This window comes from Alcanivorax sp., assembly GCF_002726155.1.
GTDB lineage: Bacteria > Pseudomonadota > Gammaproteobacteria > Pseudomonadales > Alcanivoracaceae > Alcanivorax.
Genome location: NZ_PBSH01000039.1, coordinates 66,017 through 80,507, shown reverse-complemented (window position 1 = coordinate 80,507; position 14,491 = coordinate 66,017). Strand labels below are relative to the sequence as shown.

15 protein-coding genes are annotated in these 14,491 nt (G+C 59.3%); 5 read left to right on the top strand and 10 right to left on the bottom strand.

What is annotated here, in order from left to right:
• The first annotated feature begins 171 nt into the window (after nt 1-171).
• Nucleotides 172-1,194 carry an AraC family transcriptional regulator gene (locus CL546_RS12165; RefSeq protein WP_290495334.1) on the top strand — a complete coding sequence of 341 codons (1,023 nt, stop codon included), beginning with the start codon at nt 172-174 and terminating at the stop codon, nt 1,192-1,194.
• 13 nt (nt 1,195-1,207) lie between these two features.
• On the opposite strand, the gene CL546_RS12160 is transcribed toward CL546_RS12165, so the two are convergent.
• A complete protein-coding gene (locus tag CL546_RS12160; protein WP_290495332.1) occupies nt 1,208-2,113 on the bottom strand; it encodes a LysR family transcriptional regulator in 906 nt (301 codons plus the stop codon).
• 102 nt (nt 2,114-2,215) lie between these two features.
• On the opposite strand from CL546_RS12160, the gene CL546_RS12155 reads away from it, so the two are divergent.
• The 3 genes from CL546_RS12155 to CL546_RS12145 all read left to right on the top strand — a co-directional run bounded on the left by CL546_RS12155 (nt 2,216) and on the right by CL546_RS12145 (nt 5,304).
• Nucleotides 2,216-3,082 (top strand): pirin family protein, encoded by an 867-nt coding sequence (locus tag CL546_RS12155; protein ID WP_290495330.1) that lies wholly within the window; start codon nt 2,216-2,218, stop codon nt 3,080-3,082.
• Between the two features lie 54 nt (nt 3,083-3,136).
• The gene (gene ycaC, locus CL546_RS12150) at nt 3,137-3,763 is read left to right on the top strand and encodes an isochorismate family cysteine hydrolase YcaC (RefSeq protein WP_290495328.1); all 627 of its coding nucleotides are present in this window, start codon (nt 3,137-3,139) and stop codon (nt 3,761-3,763) included.
• Between the two features lie 254 nt (nt 3,764-4,017).
• A complete protein-coding gene (locus CL546_RS12145) occupies nt 4,018-5,304 on the top strand; it encodes an OmpP1/FadL family transporter (RefSeq protein ID WP_290495326.1) in 1,287 nt (428 codons plus the stop codon).
• A gap of 106 nt (nt 5,305-5,410) precedes the next feature.
• On the opposite strand, the gene CL546_RS12140 is transcribed toward CL546_RS12145, so the two are convergent.
• The 5 genes from CL546_RS12140 to CL546_RS12120 all read right to left on the bottom strand — a co-directional run bounded on the left by CL546_RS12140 (nt 5,411) and on the right by CL546_RS12120 (nt 8,829).
• Complete coding sequence (locus tag CL546_RS12140) at nt 5,411-7,024, bottom strand: PepSY-associated TM helix domain-containing protein (RefSeq protein ID WP_290495325.1); 1,614 nt, start codon at nt 7,022-7,024, stop codon at nt 5,411-5,413.
• Complete coding sequence (locus CL546_RS12135; RefSeq protein ID WP_290495323.1) at nt 7,021-7,278, bottom strand: hypothetical protein; 258 nt, start codon at nt 7,276-7,278, stop codon at nt 7,021-7,023. The genes CL546_RS12140 and CL546_RS12135 overlap by 4 nt, the downstream gene beginning before the upstream one ends.
• Nucleotides 7,275-7,547: a hypothetical protein gene (locus CL546_RS12130; protein WP_290495321.1), complete on the bottom strand. Its 273-nt coding sequence runs from the start codon at nt 7,545-7,547 to the stop codon at nt 7,275-7,277. Before CL546_RS12130 ends, CL546_RS12135 begins: the two co-directional genes overlap by 4 nt.
• A gap of 86 nt (nt 7,548-7,633) precedes the next feature.
• Nucleotides 7,634-8,218, bottom strand: coding sequence for a hypothetical protein (locus tag CL546_RS12125; RefSeq protein WP_290495319.1), 585 nt, complete (start codon nt 8,216-8,218; stop codon nt 7,634-7,636).
• Nucleotides 8,218-8,829, bottom strand: a complete 612-nt coding sequence (locus tag CL546_RS12120; RefSeq protein WP_155136579.1) for a hypothetical protein — start codon at nt 8,827-8,829, stop codon at nt 8,218-8,220. The genes CL546_RS12125 and CL546_RS12120 overlap by 1 nt, the downstream gene beginning before the upstream one ends.
• A gap of 284 nt (nt 8,830-9,113) precedes the next feature.
• On the opposite strand from CL546_RS12120, the gene CL546_RS12115 reads away from it, so the two are divergent.
• Nucleotides 9,114-9,821: a YHYH domain-containing protein gene (locus tag CL546_RS12115; RefSeq protein WP_290495316.1), complete on the top strand. Its 708-nt coding sequence runs from the start codon at nt 9,114-9,116 to the stop codon at nt 9,819-9,821.
• Nucleotides 9,822-9,908: 87 nt separating this feature from the next.
• Here the strand turns inward: CL546_RS12115 and CL546_RS12110 are convergent, their stop codons facing one another.
• The 4 genes from CL546_RS12110 to CL546_RS12095 form a co-directional block, all read right to left on the bottom strand.
• Entirely contained in the window at nt 9,909-10,031 is a 123-nt protein-coding gene (locus CL546_RS12110) for a hypothetical protein (RefSeq protein WP_290495314.1), read from the bottom strand.
• The gene (locus tag CL546_RS12105; protein WP_290495312.1) at nt 10,021-11,757 is read right to left on the bottom strand and encodes a hypothetical protein; all 1,737 of its coding nucleotides are present in this window, start codon (nt 11,755-11,757) and stop codon (nt 10,021-10,023) included. The genes CL546_RS12110 and CL546_RS12105 overlap by 11 nt, the downstream gene beginning before the upstream one ends.
• 134 nt (nt 11,758-11,891) lie before the next feature.
• The gene (locus CL546_RS12100; RefSeq protein WP_290495310.1) at nt 11,892-13,757 is read right to left on the bottom strand and encodes a sensor histidine kinase; all 1,866 of its coding nucleotides are present in this window, start codon (nt 13,755-13,757) and stop codon (nt 11,892-11,894) included.
• On the bottom strand, nt 13,754-14,431 hold the full coding sequence (locus tag CL546_RS12095; RefSeq protein WP_290495308.1) for a response regulator: 678 nt from the start codon (nt 14,429-14,431) through the stop codon (nt 13,754-13,756). Before CL546_RS12095 ends, CL546_RS12100 begins: the two co-directional genes overlap by 4 nt.
• Nucleotides 14,432-14,491: the final 60 nt, after the last annotated feature.

The following is a 14,491-nucleotide window of genomic DNA, read 5'->3' as shown; positions in this document are numbered from 1 at the left end:
TTCTGAGTATTGAATTTCGCTACCTGCCACTATTTCAGAAGCCAACCTTGACAATATTGACCTATGTGGACATATTTTTGACATAATGCGACAATGTCGTCCGTTATTGAGCCCGCCATGTGCAACGAGTGACATCATCAAAGGGCAACCGCCCAAACAACGGCCCCCACCATGAGTGATCTGATTCGCGCCACTAACCTGTGGGGGTTCGACGACCTGGTGCGCCAACTGGGCGGCGATCCTCTGCCCTTGCTGGAGCGTTACCATATTCCTCCGGAGGAACGGCGGGATGACAGCTCTTTCCTGCTTTATCGCAACCTTGCTGCGCTGTTCGAAGACACCGTCCAAGCCTTAAATTACCCCCAGCTAGGCCTCAAGCTGGCGGAGTACCAGGGCATGGATATTCTTGGGCCGATTAGCGTGATCGCGCGCAGCGCGGCCACAGTGGGCGACGCCATCAGCAGCATTGCCCGCTACCTGCATCTGCACAGCCCGGCGTTGGGCATCAGCAATACCGTGTGCGAACACCAGGGCCAATCCTGCATTCGCTTTCAATTCACTATTGATGAAGACAGCTCCGGGGGCTATCGCCCCCAGGCCTATGAGTTGAGCTTGTCGAACTCGATGCAGGTCATGAAGTTGCTCTGCGGAGAGACATTCCGCCCCTACAGCGTCCACTTCATGCACCCTCGCCAGGCTGACCTTGATGCGTATCATGACGTGTTTCGCTGCGACGCTTATTTCGAGCAGGATTGGTGTGGCTGCTATTGGCCTGTCGCAGCCTTCGCCATGCCGTTATCCAGCGCCGACCATCACACATGGGAACTGGCGGAGCGTTATCTGGCTTCCCAGCAGGCCCCCAACGCCATCACGCTCAGCGAAGATGTCACCCGCCTGATCACCACCCTGCTTCCCACCGCCCAGTGCACCAGCGCCGTCATTGCCTCACACCTGTCCATGCATAAACGCACCCTGCAACGACGCCTGGCTAATGAAGGGGTCAGCTATGAACAATTGCTGGGAGAGGTGCGCCTGAAACTGTTGCGTGAATATTTGATGGAACCCAACCTGAAGCTCAGCCAGATCGCCGGGCTGCTCGGCTACTCCGAGCAATCGGCCTTCAACCGGGCCTGCCGCCAATGGCTCGGCACAACGCCACGGGCCTATCGCCGCCAGTTATTGAGCCAAACCTAGACAGACGACGCGCTTACAATTCCTCAAAAGAATCGTAATAATCGGCAAGACGATCAATCAGTGTACGCACCGCCGGCAACATGCCCCGGCGTGATGGGAACACCGCATGGATAATGTCTTTCGCCAACGCCCAGCGGGGCAGTAGCTGCACCAACTCACCACGCTCCAGCTGGTGCTGCACAGTGAGGACCGGCAGCTGCACCACCCCCACACCTGCCACCGCCGCACGGCGCAGGGCAATCATGTCGGTGGTCACATAACGGGGCTGGTAAAACACTCGAACCTCACTCCCATCTTCCCCGCGCAGGGACCAGCGAAAATCCGGGCGCGGCGTTCCCAGCCCGAGACTCGGCCAGCTGGACAGCTCTTGCGGGTGGCCCGGCATGCCGTACTCCGCCACCAGCTCCGGGCTTGCCACCAGCGCCAGCCGCCGGTCAGACAACACCCGTACCACCAAGTCACTGTCCTCCAAACCCGGCGGGCGAACCCGGATCGCCACATCCACTCCTTCGCTGATCACATCCACGCGCCGATTGGTGGCTTCCAGATGCACTGTGATTTCCGGGTACTGTTTCATGAAGTCGGCCAAGAAAGCGCCGATATGCACATGCAGCAGCGTAATCGGGCAAGCCAGACGAATAACCCCACGGGGTTCCGCCGTCACGGTATCAATGGCTTCCTGGGCCGACTCGGCCTCCACCAGCATGGCCTTGCAGTGCTCATAGTATTGCTGCCCGACCTCGGTCACCGAGAACTGTCGGCTTGAGCGATTGATCAGCCGCACCCCCAGCCGCTCCTCCAGCCCGGCCACCCGTCGGCTCAATTTTGACTTGGGCACCGTGATCGCCCGGCTGGCCGGGGCAAAACCGCCGAACTCCACCACCTTGGCAAAGTAAAACAAGTCATTTAGGTCCACCATCTATCGTCCCGTTATTGCAACGCTGAGTTGTAATTTTGCCACCTTCCCGCCCATTCGTTCCATCCATAACATGAATCCATGACCAAAACGGAGGAACCCGCCATGAAAAAGATTCTCGGTATGTATTCCGCACCCGCCCCGCACTGGGTAGGAAACGGCTTCCCGGTTCGCTCCCTGTTTTCCTACGAAAGCCACGGCAAACAGCTGAGCCCCTTCCTGCTGCTGGATTACGCAGGGCCGGCACGCTTCCCCGCTGCCACCAAGCCTCGCGGCGTTGGTGAGCACCCACATCGCGGCTTTGAAACAGTGACCATCGTCTACCAGGGAGAGGTGGCTCACCGGGATTCCACCGGACAAGGCGGCGTGATTGGGCCGGGTGATGTGCAGTGGATGACCGCCGGTGCCGGCATCCTCCACGAGGAGTTTCACTCCCCCGCCTTCACCTACCAGGGCGGAGAGCTGGAAATGATCCAGCTGTGGGTGAACCTGCCCGCCGCGGACAAGATGACCGCCCCGTCCTATCAGGGCATCCGCAGTGACGAGATCCCGCTGGTGCCACTGGCGGATAACGCCGGGGAAGTGCGCGTCATCGCCGGGGAGTTCCAACAGCACGCAGGGGCGGCCAACACCTATTCGCCCATGCAGGTATGGGATATCCACTTGCGGGCGCATGCCACGGTGACGCTGGACCTGCCCGAAGGCTGGAACACCGCGGTCATCACCCGCAAAGGCGATGTTGAAGTCAACGAACATACCCGGGCGGCTGCGGCACAAATGGTGGTGCTCGACGCAAAAGGCACGCAAGTGCAGCTCCACGCCGAGACGGACAGCGATCTGCTGCTGATTGCCGGTGAACCACTGAATGAACCCGTGGTGGGTCACGGTCCTTTCGTGATGAACACCCGGGAAGAGATTCAGCAGGCGATACGCGATTTCCAAAGCGGCAATTTTGGCCAGATCCCGGCCTAACCCTTAACCAACGGGTGGCAATCAACGCCACCCATCACTCGCAGGAGAAAGACCATGGGTAAGCAATACAAACGACTCGACAAGGACAATGCAGCGGTACTGCTGGTGGACCATCAGGCCGGCCTGCTGTCACTGGTGCGCGACCTTGATCCGGACAAGTTCAAGAACAACGTGCTGGCACTGGCCGACATGGCCAAGTACTTCGAACTTCCGACCATCCTCACCACCAGCTTTGAAACCGGCCCCAACGGTCCACTGGTGCCAGAACTCAAGGAGATGTTCCCCGATGCGCCCTATATCGCCCGCCCCGGACAGATCAATGCCTGGGATAACGAAGACTTCCTCGCCGCGGTAAAGGCCACCGGCAAGAAGCAGCTGATCATCGCCGGTGTGGTCACCGAAGTCTGCGTGGCGTTACCGGCCCTCTCGGCCCTGGAAGAAGACTTCGAGGTGTTCGTGATCACCGATGCCTCCGGGACCTTTAACCCCATGACCCGGGACGCCGCCTGGGACCGCATGAGCGCCGCCGGCGCCCAGTTGCTGACCTGGTTTGGCGCAGCCTGCGAGCTACACCGCGACTGGCGCAATGATATCGACGGGCTGGGCGCACTTTTCTCCAACCACATCCCGGATTACCGCAATCTGATCACCAGCTACAGCACTCTCACCGAAGGGAAATAGTCCGCTAGACAGCGGTCTGCTGGCCATCACAGTCAGAGGCGCCCAGCAGACCGCACCCGCATAAGCATGCCCATGCATATTTTGGTAAACATACCGCTCATCCTTGAACCTTCTTCACAACAATAAACACCCTGTTTCCCGAAAATAGTCGTTTTTTGCACGATTTACCGTTAATTATGACGATAAACAACCTGTAATATTTTGTGACTGAATGTTAACTTGCGCCGGCAAAATCATAACTCGGGAAAGTTACCATGAAGTATTCAAACAAAGCCGTGCTGGCAGCCGCGATTGCTGCTGCGTCTACCCAGGTGATGGCCAATGGCCTGGCCCTGAACGAACAGAGTGCCAGCAGCGCCGGTTCTGCCTACGCAGGCCGCGCCTCCACCGCTGCCAACGCCAGCACCCTGTATGGCAACCCTGCCGGCATGAGCCGCCTGGACCGCGCCGAAGTGAGCGGCGGTCTGGCCTTTATTGATGCCAGCACTGACATTAGCGATGCCGAAGGGCAGCTGGCCCCTGGCCTCCCCGTATCTGGCACAAACGATGGCGACATGGTGCCTTTTACCACCATTCCTTTCGGCTACTACGTCAGCCCGATCAGCGACAAACTGCATGCCGGCATTGGCGTGTACGCGCCCTTCGGCGTAGAGAGTGACTACGAAGACAGCTTCCAGGGCCGCTACCACGGCGTGACCAGCATGGTTCAGGTTGTCACCATCCAGCCCACCATCAGTTACGCCTTTAACGATAGCGTCTCTGTGGGCTTTGGCCCGACCATCAACCACATCTCCGGCGAACTGACCAGCAAGGTTCCCGGCGCTGCCTTTGCACAGATCAATCCCGCCTTCGTTAACGCAGCAGACAGCGATGTGGAAATTGAAGGGGACGATATTGCCTACGGCTTCAACCTGGGCACGCTGATCGCGGTCAACGACCGTCTCGACTGGGGCCTGACCTATCACTCCAAGATGGACTTCTCCCTGGAGGGTGACACCACCGTGAGCGGCTCCCCATTAGGCACTGTGCTGGATGGCGAATACGATGCCGAGCTGGACATCACCATGCCGGAATCCGTGGATACCTCTGTCAGCTTCCAGGCTACAGACAATCTGGACCTGTATATGGGCGCCACCTGGACTCGCTGGAGCCGACTGGAAGGCATTGAAGTAGAAAACAGTGGCGTAAACCCTCTTCTGCAGGCTCAATTCGGCACCATCACCGAAGAGCTGAACTGGGAGGATACCTGGTCCTTCGCCGTTGGCGGCGCCTACCAACTGAACCCGAAGTGGGTTGTTCGCGCCGGCTATGCCACCGACAAGTCTCCCACCAGCGATGCGGACCGTACCGTGCGCATCCCGGTGAGCGATCGTGATATCTACACCCTGGGCGCCGGCTGGAGCCCCACCGCTGACCTGACCTTTGATGCAGCCTACGCCTACATCAATGAAGAGAAAGGCCGCGTGTCGCAGGATAGCTACAGCGCCGATTTCGAAAACAGCGCTCACGGTCTGGCCCTGCAGGCGACGTACCGCTTCTGATTTCAGAGACCGTAACGTCACAAAAAAACGGCGCCCTCGGGCGCCGTTTTTTATGCCGCTCTGCGGCCGCAACGCGGTTCACGTACCATGCAGCACGCCAACCAAATCAGCTCACCGCTTCCCGTTCCGTTTCGGTAAGGTGCTTGGGATGCCCCTGCGTCACCTTGCCCACCCAGAGCGGATGAGGCTCAGCCAGACGCACACGCTTGCGAAACTGGCGACGCACCACCCACAGGGATGACGCCACCAGCAGCAACAGACCGTTGATCAAAAGGTTATCGGCCTCAAGAGCGTGACCACCTTCCAGCACCACCTGCAACAACGGCACCGCCAGATAACACAACGGCGCCACCATCAACATCAGGCCACTGAACCGCAGCGGCGAGGCACGCAAACTCCACAGCACCAGCAGCACGACCACCACACCACAAACTGCCCGCTCCGCGGTAGCGACCCAGGCCGCCCAGGGCGTATAAGGCAGACCCTTGCTGACCAGGAAACTGCACGCCACGCCGATCACGACACCGAAACAAAGCCCGAGGGTCAGGCGCAACAGAAACGCCGATCCACGGCTTGGCCCCTGGCGATCACTGCGGCGCTCGCACCACAGCACATTACCGGACACGAACAGCAACGCCCCCAGCAAGCCCATGGCGAAGTACAACCCTTTCACCAGCATCCCGCCGTAATCGCCAAAATGCAGAGAGTACACCGGCGAGAACGAATCAAAGTTCAGGCTGCGCTGCCCCGGAGCGATCACGTTCAAGACACCCATCGCAGGGTCCAGCACCACATGCGCATGATGCCCCACATCCCCCGGCACGGAACCGGCCACATCCACCCAGCCGGCGGCGTCGCCGTAACCGCGAATTTCCACCCAATCCACGCTCATCTCAGGCAACGCATCAGCCGCCGCAGACAGATAATCCGCCATCGGCACCATGGCAGCGTTTTCTCCCTGGCTTTGCACCGGGGGCCATACCGCCGTTTCCTCTTCAATAACCCCACGCAGCTGCGGGCCAAACACCAGGGTACCCAGCACCACAGCCACCAGGGTAAAGGCGCCCATGGCGGCACCGGTCACCGACATGATCAGATGGAACGGCAAACTCACCACCCCGATCAGGTTGTGCATGTTCTTCCAGTAACGGCGCATGTTGCCCTCATGCTTGAGGGCAAAGAATTCCTTGCGCAGTTTCGGCCAATGAATCACCAGGCCGGTGAACAGGGCTGCGCCGTACAGTATCGAGATCAGCCCCATGAAGGTCATGCCAAGGTTGATGGGCAGGCCGCCACTGGGGATCGCTAACTGGTAATGCAGCTGATTGATAAAATCCGCCAGCGCTGAACGAGGCTTTTCGACATACTTGCCCGCCTCGTCGAAATCCGTGGCATGGGCTGTAAGCCACTCCCCCGCACCCCGCTCTCCCGCACCAGCATCGCTGGACTGAAACCACATTACCGCTGGGTCTTCCTCTGGCAGGAAAAAAAGGCGCTTACGCGCATCCGGGTATTGGTCTGTCACACGGTCCAGAAGCGCCTGCCCATCGATGGCGTCTTGCGATGCCGCCTCCGTGGCCTGCGGTGTCTGCCAGTGGTGCAATTCGTGATGGAACACATTGAGGGCGCCGGCAAAAAACGCCACAAACAGGGCCAGACCACTGGCCATACCCAGCCAGGCATGCAGGTCGATAAAGCGTCGCAAGCGGTCTGCCTTCATGCTCCCCCCCCATATAAGGCGGTGGTTTGCAGCGCCACCCAGGCCAGCCCATTCATTACCAGCAACGCCACCAGCGGGGGCCAGGTACGCTCGGGCAACGCCACCAGAGTCACCAGCAGCATCCACAACAGGGTCACGCCCAACAGTTGCAGCACCAGCCAGGACTGCCAGGGCGCCGGCACCGCTGCCGCCAACAACCCCATCAGCATTACCGACAAGGGCAGGCTCAACAAGAACGCCAGAAAGGCTCTCATCGATTGCCTCCCCGGCGCTGATAGCTATCGCGGTAATGACTGACCAGCAGCGGCACCAGCAGGGCCGGCAGCGTGAACACCCACAGCCCCACAAACAGGCCCACACTAACGCCCAACTGCAGCGACAACAGCCACAGCCCGCCGACCAGCATGGCCAGGGCGATTAAACGGGTAACGGCGGGGAGTGGCTGATCCAGCCAGCGTTGCTGGCGATCCGACAGATAAAACAGCAACACACTGGCAAGTGTGGCCAGAACGGCAACCAGCATAGGGAGAGAACCATTAATCCATGATAATGGTTCTCATTTAATAGCAGCAGGGCGTTCTCGTCAAGGCGCCCAGGGGCCCCACCGGCTCAGCGGGGGCGCAGCTCGCGCAAATAATCACTGGCCTCGCTAAGGCGCGCCGTGGACAGGCGATCCCAATCCACCGATTCGCGATCCGGCATCCATACACCGGAAAACGTGGACGCATCCGCCAGCACCAGCTCCGCATTGAGCATGGGCACACCGTGGTAATCACCGGCCATCCCCCCGGCCCGGCGAATCGCCGACCACCAGGCCGGCGGCCGCCAGTGCAGGCGCACATCCGGCAAATGGCAACTCAGTTCGGTTTCTGCCACGCAGCATTCCAGCACGCTGTCCTGCTGACGACTCAACCCCTGCCGCCACAATGCCGACCCGGCCACCATCACCAGCGACGGAAAGGCCCGCAGCAATGCCCGGCAACGGTCCTCATCGGTGAGCGGATCGCCCAGCACCACCTTGTAGAATACCGGTCGCGGCGGCGCCACCTGCTTGACAACCCCGGCTTCCAGCCAGCGCAGCACGGTATCCAGCGCGCCGCCAGATTCCTCCGGTTGCAGCTGCTTGAGATCCGAGAGGGTAAAAACCCGTGGCAAACTATCCAGCGCGGGAGACAACATCGTCATTGCCTGCATCAACGGTCCGCCACATCCGCCAGGGGAAGCCGCAAGCCCAGGCAGGAACGCAGGGCCATGGTCCACGTCAGCAGATGGCAAATCACCGTAAGCTGCCGGGCCTCCGGCAGGCCGGCCAATCGCAGCAGCACCACTTCATCCACCTGACGCTCGAGTCTCTTGATTTCCCGGGCCCGCAGGTCATTGGGGTTCTGACGTTGCGCCAGGCGCAAGGTCAACAAACGCCCCTGGATATCATCTTCCTGAGCCGCATAGGCGCGCTCGACCAGACTGTAACTGGACAAATGCCGCATAGTGCGCGTGCGCTGCTGGCGCCGGGAACGATGCCTTTGCGGCACCACCAGCACAGAGAAAACCCGCGCCAACCACTGCACAACAGGCAACCAGCGAGCGCCATCGCGACACGCGATCAGGTACCAGCCCCAGGCCCGCAGACGAGAGACATCCCGGCGCAGCACCCGTACCCGGGCATGACTATCCGCACTGCCCGACGAGGCAAAGCTCGCCCGGTAAACGGCCAGGTACTCCTGCAGGGCCTGCAGCCGTGTCTCCACCGCCTCCAGCCCCAACTCCTGCTGACGCCATTTTCCCGCGCCCTGCTGTGTCCCCATAAACTGCAACTCCTGCATAGCCACTACTCATAGACAATGCATAAAAAGTGAATGCCGGCGCCACTGTGAAACAGATTCAGCACGGCACCGCTAACTCTAACGATGCGGCCCAGCCTACCCCAGAACAAAACGGTCCGATTTCCGTGTAGCCACGTAGCCGTTTTGTATCTTCCTGATACAGCCCTTGGAACCAGTTCACACTTTCCTCTGATGTACGATTTCACCTACAACAAAATGCATGGATATCTTATCCTCCTGCGCCACCACAGACAGGATATATCCCCTTGCACCTACCCCCCTTGTCCCTCTGGCTTTGCATCGCCCTGCTTTCCGCCACCACCCCCGTTCAGGCTCACCCCGGCGGGCTCGATCAACAGGGCGGGCACACCGACCGACGCACCGGTGACTATCATTGCCACCGGGAGCCCTGCCTCACCCTGCATCGCCAACAGCAACAGGCCGAACAGGACGCCGCTGACGCCCAGCGCGCCTTCAGCGGGCTCTATGACCGGGACCGCTGGCCCCACTGGATTGACGAAGACCAGGATTGCCAGGACACCCGGGCTGAAGTCTTGATTGCCACCAGCCAGATAGCCGTGACCTTCACCGGCCCGGACCACTGCACCGTGGCCAGCGGCCGCTGGTACGATCCGTACACCAACCAGACCTTCACCCGGGCCGGCGATCTGGATATGGATCATTTTGTCCCCCTGCGCCATGCCCACGGCCACGGCGGCGACCAGTGGGATGAACCGCTACGCCGGCAATTTGCCAACGACGCGGACAACCTGATCCCGGTATCCGCCAGCGCCAACCGCAGCAAAGGCGCCCGCAGCCCGGACCAGTGGCTCCCCGACAACCGTCGCTACTGGTGCGAATACGGGCAACAGTGGGAACGGATCAAGCAACGCTACCAATTGATGGTCACACTCCAGGAAGCCGACGCCCTGAAACAACTGTTAGGCCATTGCCCGTTGGCGGCACACCCCTGACAAGCTTTTGCAAACCCAAAACGACAAAACCCCGACCACAGGGCCGGGGTTTTGCTTGTCACTTACCAAAAGCCGTTACTTGCTGCGCTAGCCGGCAACCAATACCGCCAGCAAGCACGCCATGCCACTCAACATCGTTACCAGCAGCATCCGCCGGCCAACCACCGGCCAGTCGATATAAACAAGATTGTATCTCTCCTTAAATTTCATCCGCCGCCCCTTTCCACTCAGCAATCTTGGTGGTGTGCTGCGCAGTACCATCGGTTTTCCAGAGGCTGTGGTCCTCATCATTGAACATGACGTAATACACAGTGTCGCCGACTTTGGCCCACACCTCAGCCCCATCTTCACACAGCTCGGGAGACAGCATCACAGTGCCCGCCTCGGTGCCATCGGTACGCCAGGCGGCATAGCCATTGTCATCCTGTTTTGCCGAGAAAAAGAGCCAATCCCCCACAGACTCCAGCGCATACGGCCAGGCGGCCCCATCCGGGTTAATCGTCTTCACTACGTAGGTGCCGCCAGGCGTACCATCACTGGCCCACACCTGTGGTTTGCCCGGACTCACCGGTGCGGAAAAAAACACGCTGTCACCATGAAGAGCCAGCGATTCCACCCCACTGCCAACGGGACCGGATAAAGAAACCGTCTTCCCCACCACTGAGAATTTCCAGATTTTATTCGCGACACCATCTGTTGCCCGAACGAAGAGCGCATTGCCCTTTACCCGGAAATTAGTTGGGTTACTGCCCGCAGGGTCCGGATTCGGGGTAGAAAATAAAAACGTCCCGGATTCAGTGCCATCAGTTACCCAAAGGTCCCTCCCATAGGCAGGCAAATAGCCACTAAAAAACGTCAGCGCTCCCACAGCGTGGAAGTTATTAAATGAGGAGTTCGAGGAGATTTTCCGAACTGTCGACTCTCCCGCATCCAGCCGCCAGCTACCTTCCATACTGCCTTGATGGCACGTTAAATAAAGTTGATCGCCCGTACCCTCCATACCACAAGATGAAGCATTGAACGGCTGTTCATCTGGGCCAAGCAAAACGAGAGGCTGCCCGCCCTCATTAATAGCCAGCACCTGATTTTCTGAGATCACATACAACCAATCACCAGCGGAGGCCATACCACCAAGCCCCGAGGCAACTACTCCTCCCGGTTCTGGCCCTTCCACTTTCATTGCACTCCCACCTTGCGCCACCCACAACAGGCCGTTATTGGTAAAGTAAAAGCGATTGCCTACCGTCCGCCAAGACCAGCCCAGCTGATCCAGAAGTTCCCCATTCTTGCCTGCTACTCTCTGAGTGCCAGACGGGGTGCCGTCACTGAACCAGAGATGCCTCTCATTATTCCCCGTCGTCACGAACAATACGCCGCCCTCACTCAGAAAAAACCCGGAAAAAAGCTCCTCGTTCACATTCAACGAACGGGTTCCCTCCGGGTTACCGTCACTCACGACAGGGAGGCCCTGGTTATCGAACAGAAAAAACAGGCCGGAACAGTGAATCTGCAAATTCCCGAGGGCGTCAGCGTCTCCCTCGGCAACACCTTCCGCACTCATACCTTGCAGCACGCAGCGCTGCATAACCGGACTTTGACCCCGGTTTTCGCCATCGCTTACAGCAGGGTTGCTGGCCAGCAACTCAATGTCGTAAGACTCATTGGGGTAAAGCAAACCATCAAACTGGAAACGGCCATTTTCAGTCAGCGTGAGTGATGGCAGGCTGCTGCCCGGCGTGACATCTCTGGCAACCAGTTCCGTACCCGGCATCAGACCAGTCAGCGTACCGGCCACGGTATAACTGGAAGGGGGCGCCTCCACAACAGTCTCCGATCCACCGCCACCGCCACCACAGCCGGCCAGCAACAACGTCACCGCTGCCCCCATCAGCCCGGCCACTCGCCAACCCCCTGTCATTCGATTTTGTGCTTTCATTGATGTACCCCGTTACAGCCTGAAGGAATAAATACGTCGCAAGGCCTGAATTGAACGGGGTCTGTTCTGTGATGGATATCACTGAACTTGGGGATTTTTCCTGATTCTGCCCTCGATGGTACGCTATTGACCTGTTATGACTGGCCCAGCGGAAGCCGCACCTCGAGGACAGTGGCCCCAGGCTGGGAGCACAGCGTCAACGCGCCTCCATGTCGCTCTGTTCGGGCGCGCATACTTTCCAGCCCGATGCCCAGGCCGCCGCCTTGCACGGCCGCCACATCGAAGCCCACGCCATCATCTTCCACACGCAACAAAAGCAGCGCGTCATCCGGCAATTGCAACGTCACCCGGGCACACCGTGCCTGGCTGTGCTTGACGATATTGGTGAGCGCCTCTTCAACCAGCCTGGCCAGCAGCAGGCACTGAACCGCTGTCGGTTGCGCGCGCCAGGCATCCGGCACATTCCAGACCAGCGACATCTCCAGCGCATCAAACAGGTTGGCAAACCGGTAACGTAACGGCGCCAGCCATTCAACCGGCGTCTGCGGGGGCGCCGCACTGGCACTGGCGCCACTATCGACCAGTTGACGTAGATCATCGCGCAGCAGTTTGAGCATGGACAGGTAACGACTCTTGTCCAAGTCATTGTCACTCTGTTCAACCACCATGATAGAACGCACCAGCTGCCCGCCCAGGCCATCATGCAGGTCATGGGCAAGCTGCAAACGTTCCTGCAGGCGGGTGTTATCCAGCGCCAAACGGTGCTCTTTACTCATTGTGGCACTAAGGTCGTCACAGGCTTTCTCGATTGCCACACTGAGCTCCTGATTAAAACGCTCAATACGACGAGCATCTCCCGCAACACGCAACCCCAGAAACACAGCGGCCATTACCATGAACAACAGGCAGCTGTATTGGGAAAGATAAAAATCGCTTGAGAGCAACCCGGTCAGTATCAGGACATCGCGCACCCCGATAGCAATCAACAACAGATAGAAACCGGCCACCACTAACGGTCCAGCTTCCCGTCGGCGTAACGCCCAGCCAGTGATGCAGAACCCATTCAGCAAGAAGACCAGTGAACTCAGATGCCCCGCCCATTGCAGCCCCTCCCAACCCGGCAACAACACGATTACGCCAGCAAGGCCCGTGACCAGCGCCAATAAAGGGAGCTCTCGCCATACTGCGCAACGAAGCTCAAGCAACCGCCAACTGAACACACAGAAACTGGCAATAAAAAAGAGGTACGCCAGGGTGTTGGCCTGCGCCACCATCCGGGTATCCGAAAAAGGCCAGGCTTGTGTGGCCAGGGTATTCACACCAAACAACACCCAGCAAAACGCCGTCACCGCATACCAGCCAAACACCTGCTGTGAGCGAAACGCCAACCAGATAAACAGCGCCAGGAACCCCAAAACCGCAGACACAACCAGATTGATAAAGGGCAGAGTCCGTGTGCGCCAGTGTGTCTGCTCCATCACCGCCAACATCGCCTCTGGCGAACCCAGCCTGACCCGCCCCAACCCCGGCGTTTGTGCAGCAACGCCAGCCACACGCACCCATAGCACGCGCCCTTCGCGCAAATGCGATGCCGGCAACAACCAATAGCGAGGCGAATTCCAGGAGCGCGATAACGGCTCCTGCAGATGACGATCACGCCAGAGCAGGGAGCCCTCGCTATAGACCGCACCGGCCATAATGATCGATTCAATCACCAGCCCCACCGGTGAATCCCCGTTGTCCGCATCAACACAGCCAGGCTGCCAATCAATCCGGTACCAGACGGTGCCATCGTAACCAGGCCAGCGCTGGCTCCAGTTATCCGGCAGGGTAACCGCTTGCCAGCCCGCCACCGGGCGCGTGGCGTCCTCACTTTTTGCCGCCATCACCGACACAATTTGAGGCTCACAATCCAACACATCATGCCGCAGTTGCGCATGACCTCCCGCCGAAGCCACACACAGCCAGAGCATCAGCCATATCGGCAGGAAAGATTTCATCCGTCGAGCAACCCCCGGGAACGGGCTTCGCTGATCGCACGAATACGCGACGACACCGCCAGTTTGCGATAGATATGTTTAACGTGGGATTCCACTGTATACCGGGAAATGAACAGCCGTTCGGCAATTTCCCGATTGGACAGCCCCTCGGCCACCAGCGTCAGCACTTCGCTTTCGCGGGCGCTCAAGGGCGGCTCACCTGATGCCGAAGGCGCCTGGTACAACTCGCCAATCACCCGGCGGGCAATGAATGGATCAATAGGCGCCCCGCCGCGCAGCACACTGCGTATGGACAGCGAGACTTCCAAATCATCGCGCTCCTTGAGCACGTACCCCGTAGCGCCGGCGCGCAGGGCCGCCATGATGGCATCCTCGGTGCTCCAGGCAGAAATCACCAGGATACCCATGGCCGGGTCGGCAGCGCGTAACTCTGCAATCAACGCCGTCCCATTCCCGTCAGGCAACCCCAGGTCCACCAGAGCCAACGCCACCGGCTGCTCCTCCAGCCATTGCCGGGCCTGGGCCAGGGAGGCGGCACAACACAGCATCTCGCTGTGATAGCCCAGTTGCACAAGAACGCGCTCCAGACGGTTCTGGATCAGAGGATCATCCTCCACAATCAACACCGGCGCGGGCAGCGTTGATTCAGTCGAAAAGCGGGCGGACGTATCCATGCTTGGCTCATGAGGAATTAAGTCATCGTGAAGTATGGCGACTATTCCTCAGCGCGCCCA

Bases quoted from the DNA above. Each gene is read 5' to 3' on its own strand.
- CL546_RS12165 (WP_290495334.1), top strand. From the start codon at position 172: ATGAGTGATCTGATTCGCGCCACTAACCTGTGGGGGTTCGACGACCTG.
- CL546_RS12160 (WP_290495332.1), bottom strand. From the start codon at position 2,113: ATGGTGGACCTAAATGACTTGTTTTACTTTGCCAAGGTGGTGGAGTTC.
- CL546_RS12155 (WP_290495330.1), top strand. From the start codon at position 2,216: ATGAAAAAGATTCTCGGTATGTATTCCGCACCCGCCCCGCACTGGGTA.
- ycaC (WP_290495328.1), top strand. From the start codon at position 3,137: ATGGGTAAGCAATACAAACGACTCGACAAGGACAATGCAGCGGTACTG.
- CL546_RS12145 (WP_290495326.1), top strand. From the start codon at position 4,018: ATGAAGTATTCAAACAAAGCCGTGCTGGCAGCCGCGATTGCTGCTGCG.
- CL546_RS12140 (WP_290495325.1), bottom strand. From the start codon at position 7,024: ATGAAGGCAGACCGCTTGCGACGCTTTATCGACCTGCATGCCTGGCTG.
- CL546_RS12135 (WP_290495323.1), bottom strand. From the start codon at position 7,278: ATGAGAGCCTTTCTGGCGTTCTTGTTGAGCCTGCCCTTGTCGGTAATG.
- CL546_RS12130 (WP_290495321.1), bottom strand. From the start codon at position 7,547: ATGCTGGTTGCCGTTCTGGCCACACTTGCCAGTGTGTTGCTGTTTTAT.
- CL546_RS12125 (WP_290495319.1), bottom strand. From the start codon at position 8,218: ATGCAGGCAATGACGATGTTGTCTCCCGCGCTGGATAGTTTGCCACGG.
- CL546_RS12120 (WP_155136579.1), bottom strand. From the start codon at position 8,829: ATGGGGACACAGCAGGGCGCGGGAAAATGGCGTCAGCAGGAGTTGGGG.
- CL546_RS12110 (WP_290495314.1), bottom strand. From the start codon at position 10,031: ATGAAATTTAAGGAGAGATACAATCTTGTTTATATCGACTGGCCGGTG.
- CL546_RS12105 (WP_290495312.1), bottom strand. From the start codon at position 11,757: ATGAAAGCACAAAATCGAATGACAGGGGGTTGGCGAGTGGCCGGGCTG.
- CL546_RS12100 (WP_290495310.1), bottom strand. From the start codon at position 13,757: ATGAAATCTTTCCTGCCGATATGGCTGATGCTCTGGCTGTGTGTGGCT.
- CL546_RS12095 (WP_290495308.1), bottom strand. From the start codon at position 14,431: ATGGATACGTCCGCCCGCTTTTCGACTGAATCAACGCTGCCCGCGCCG.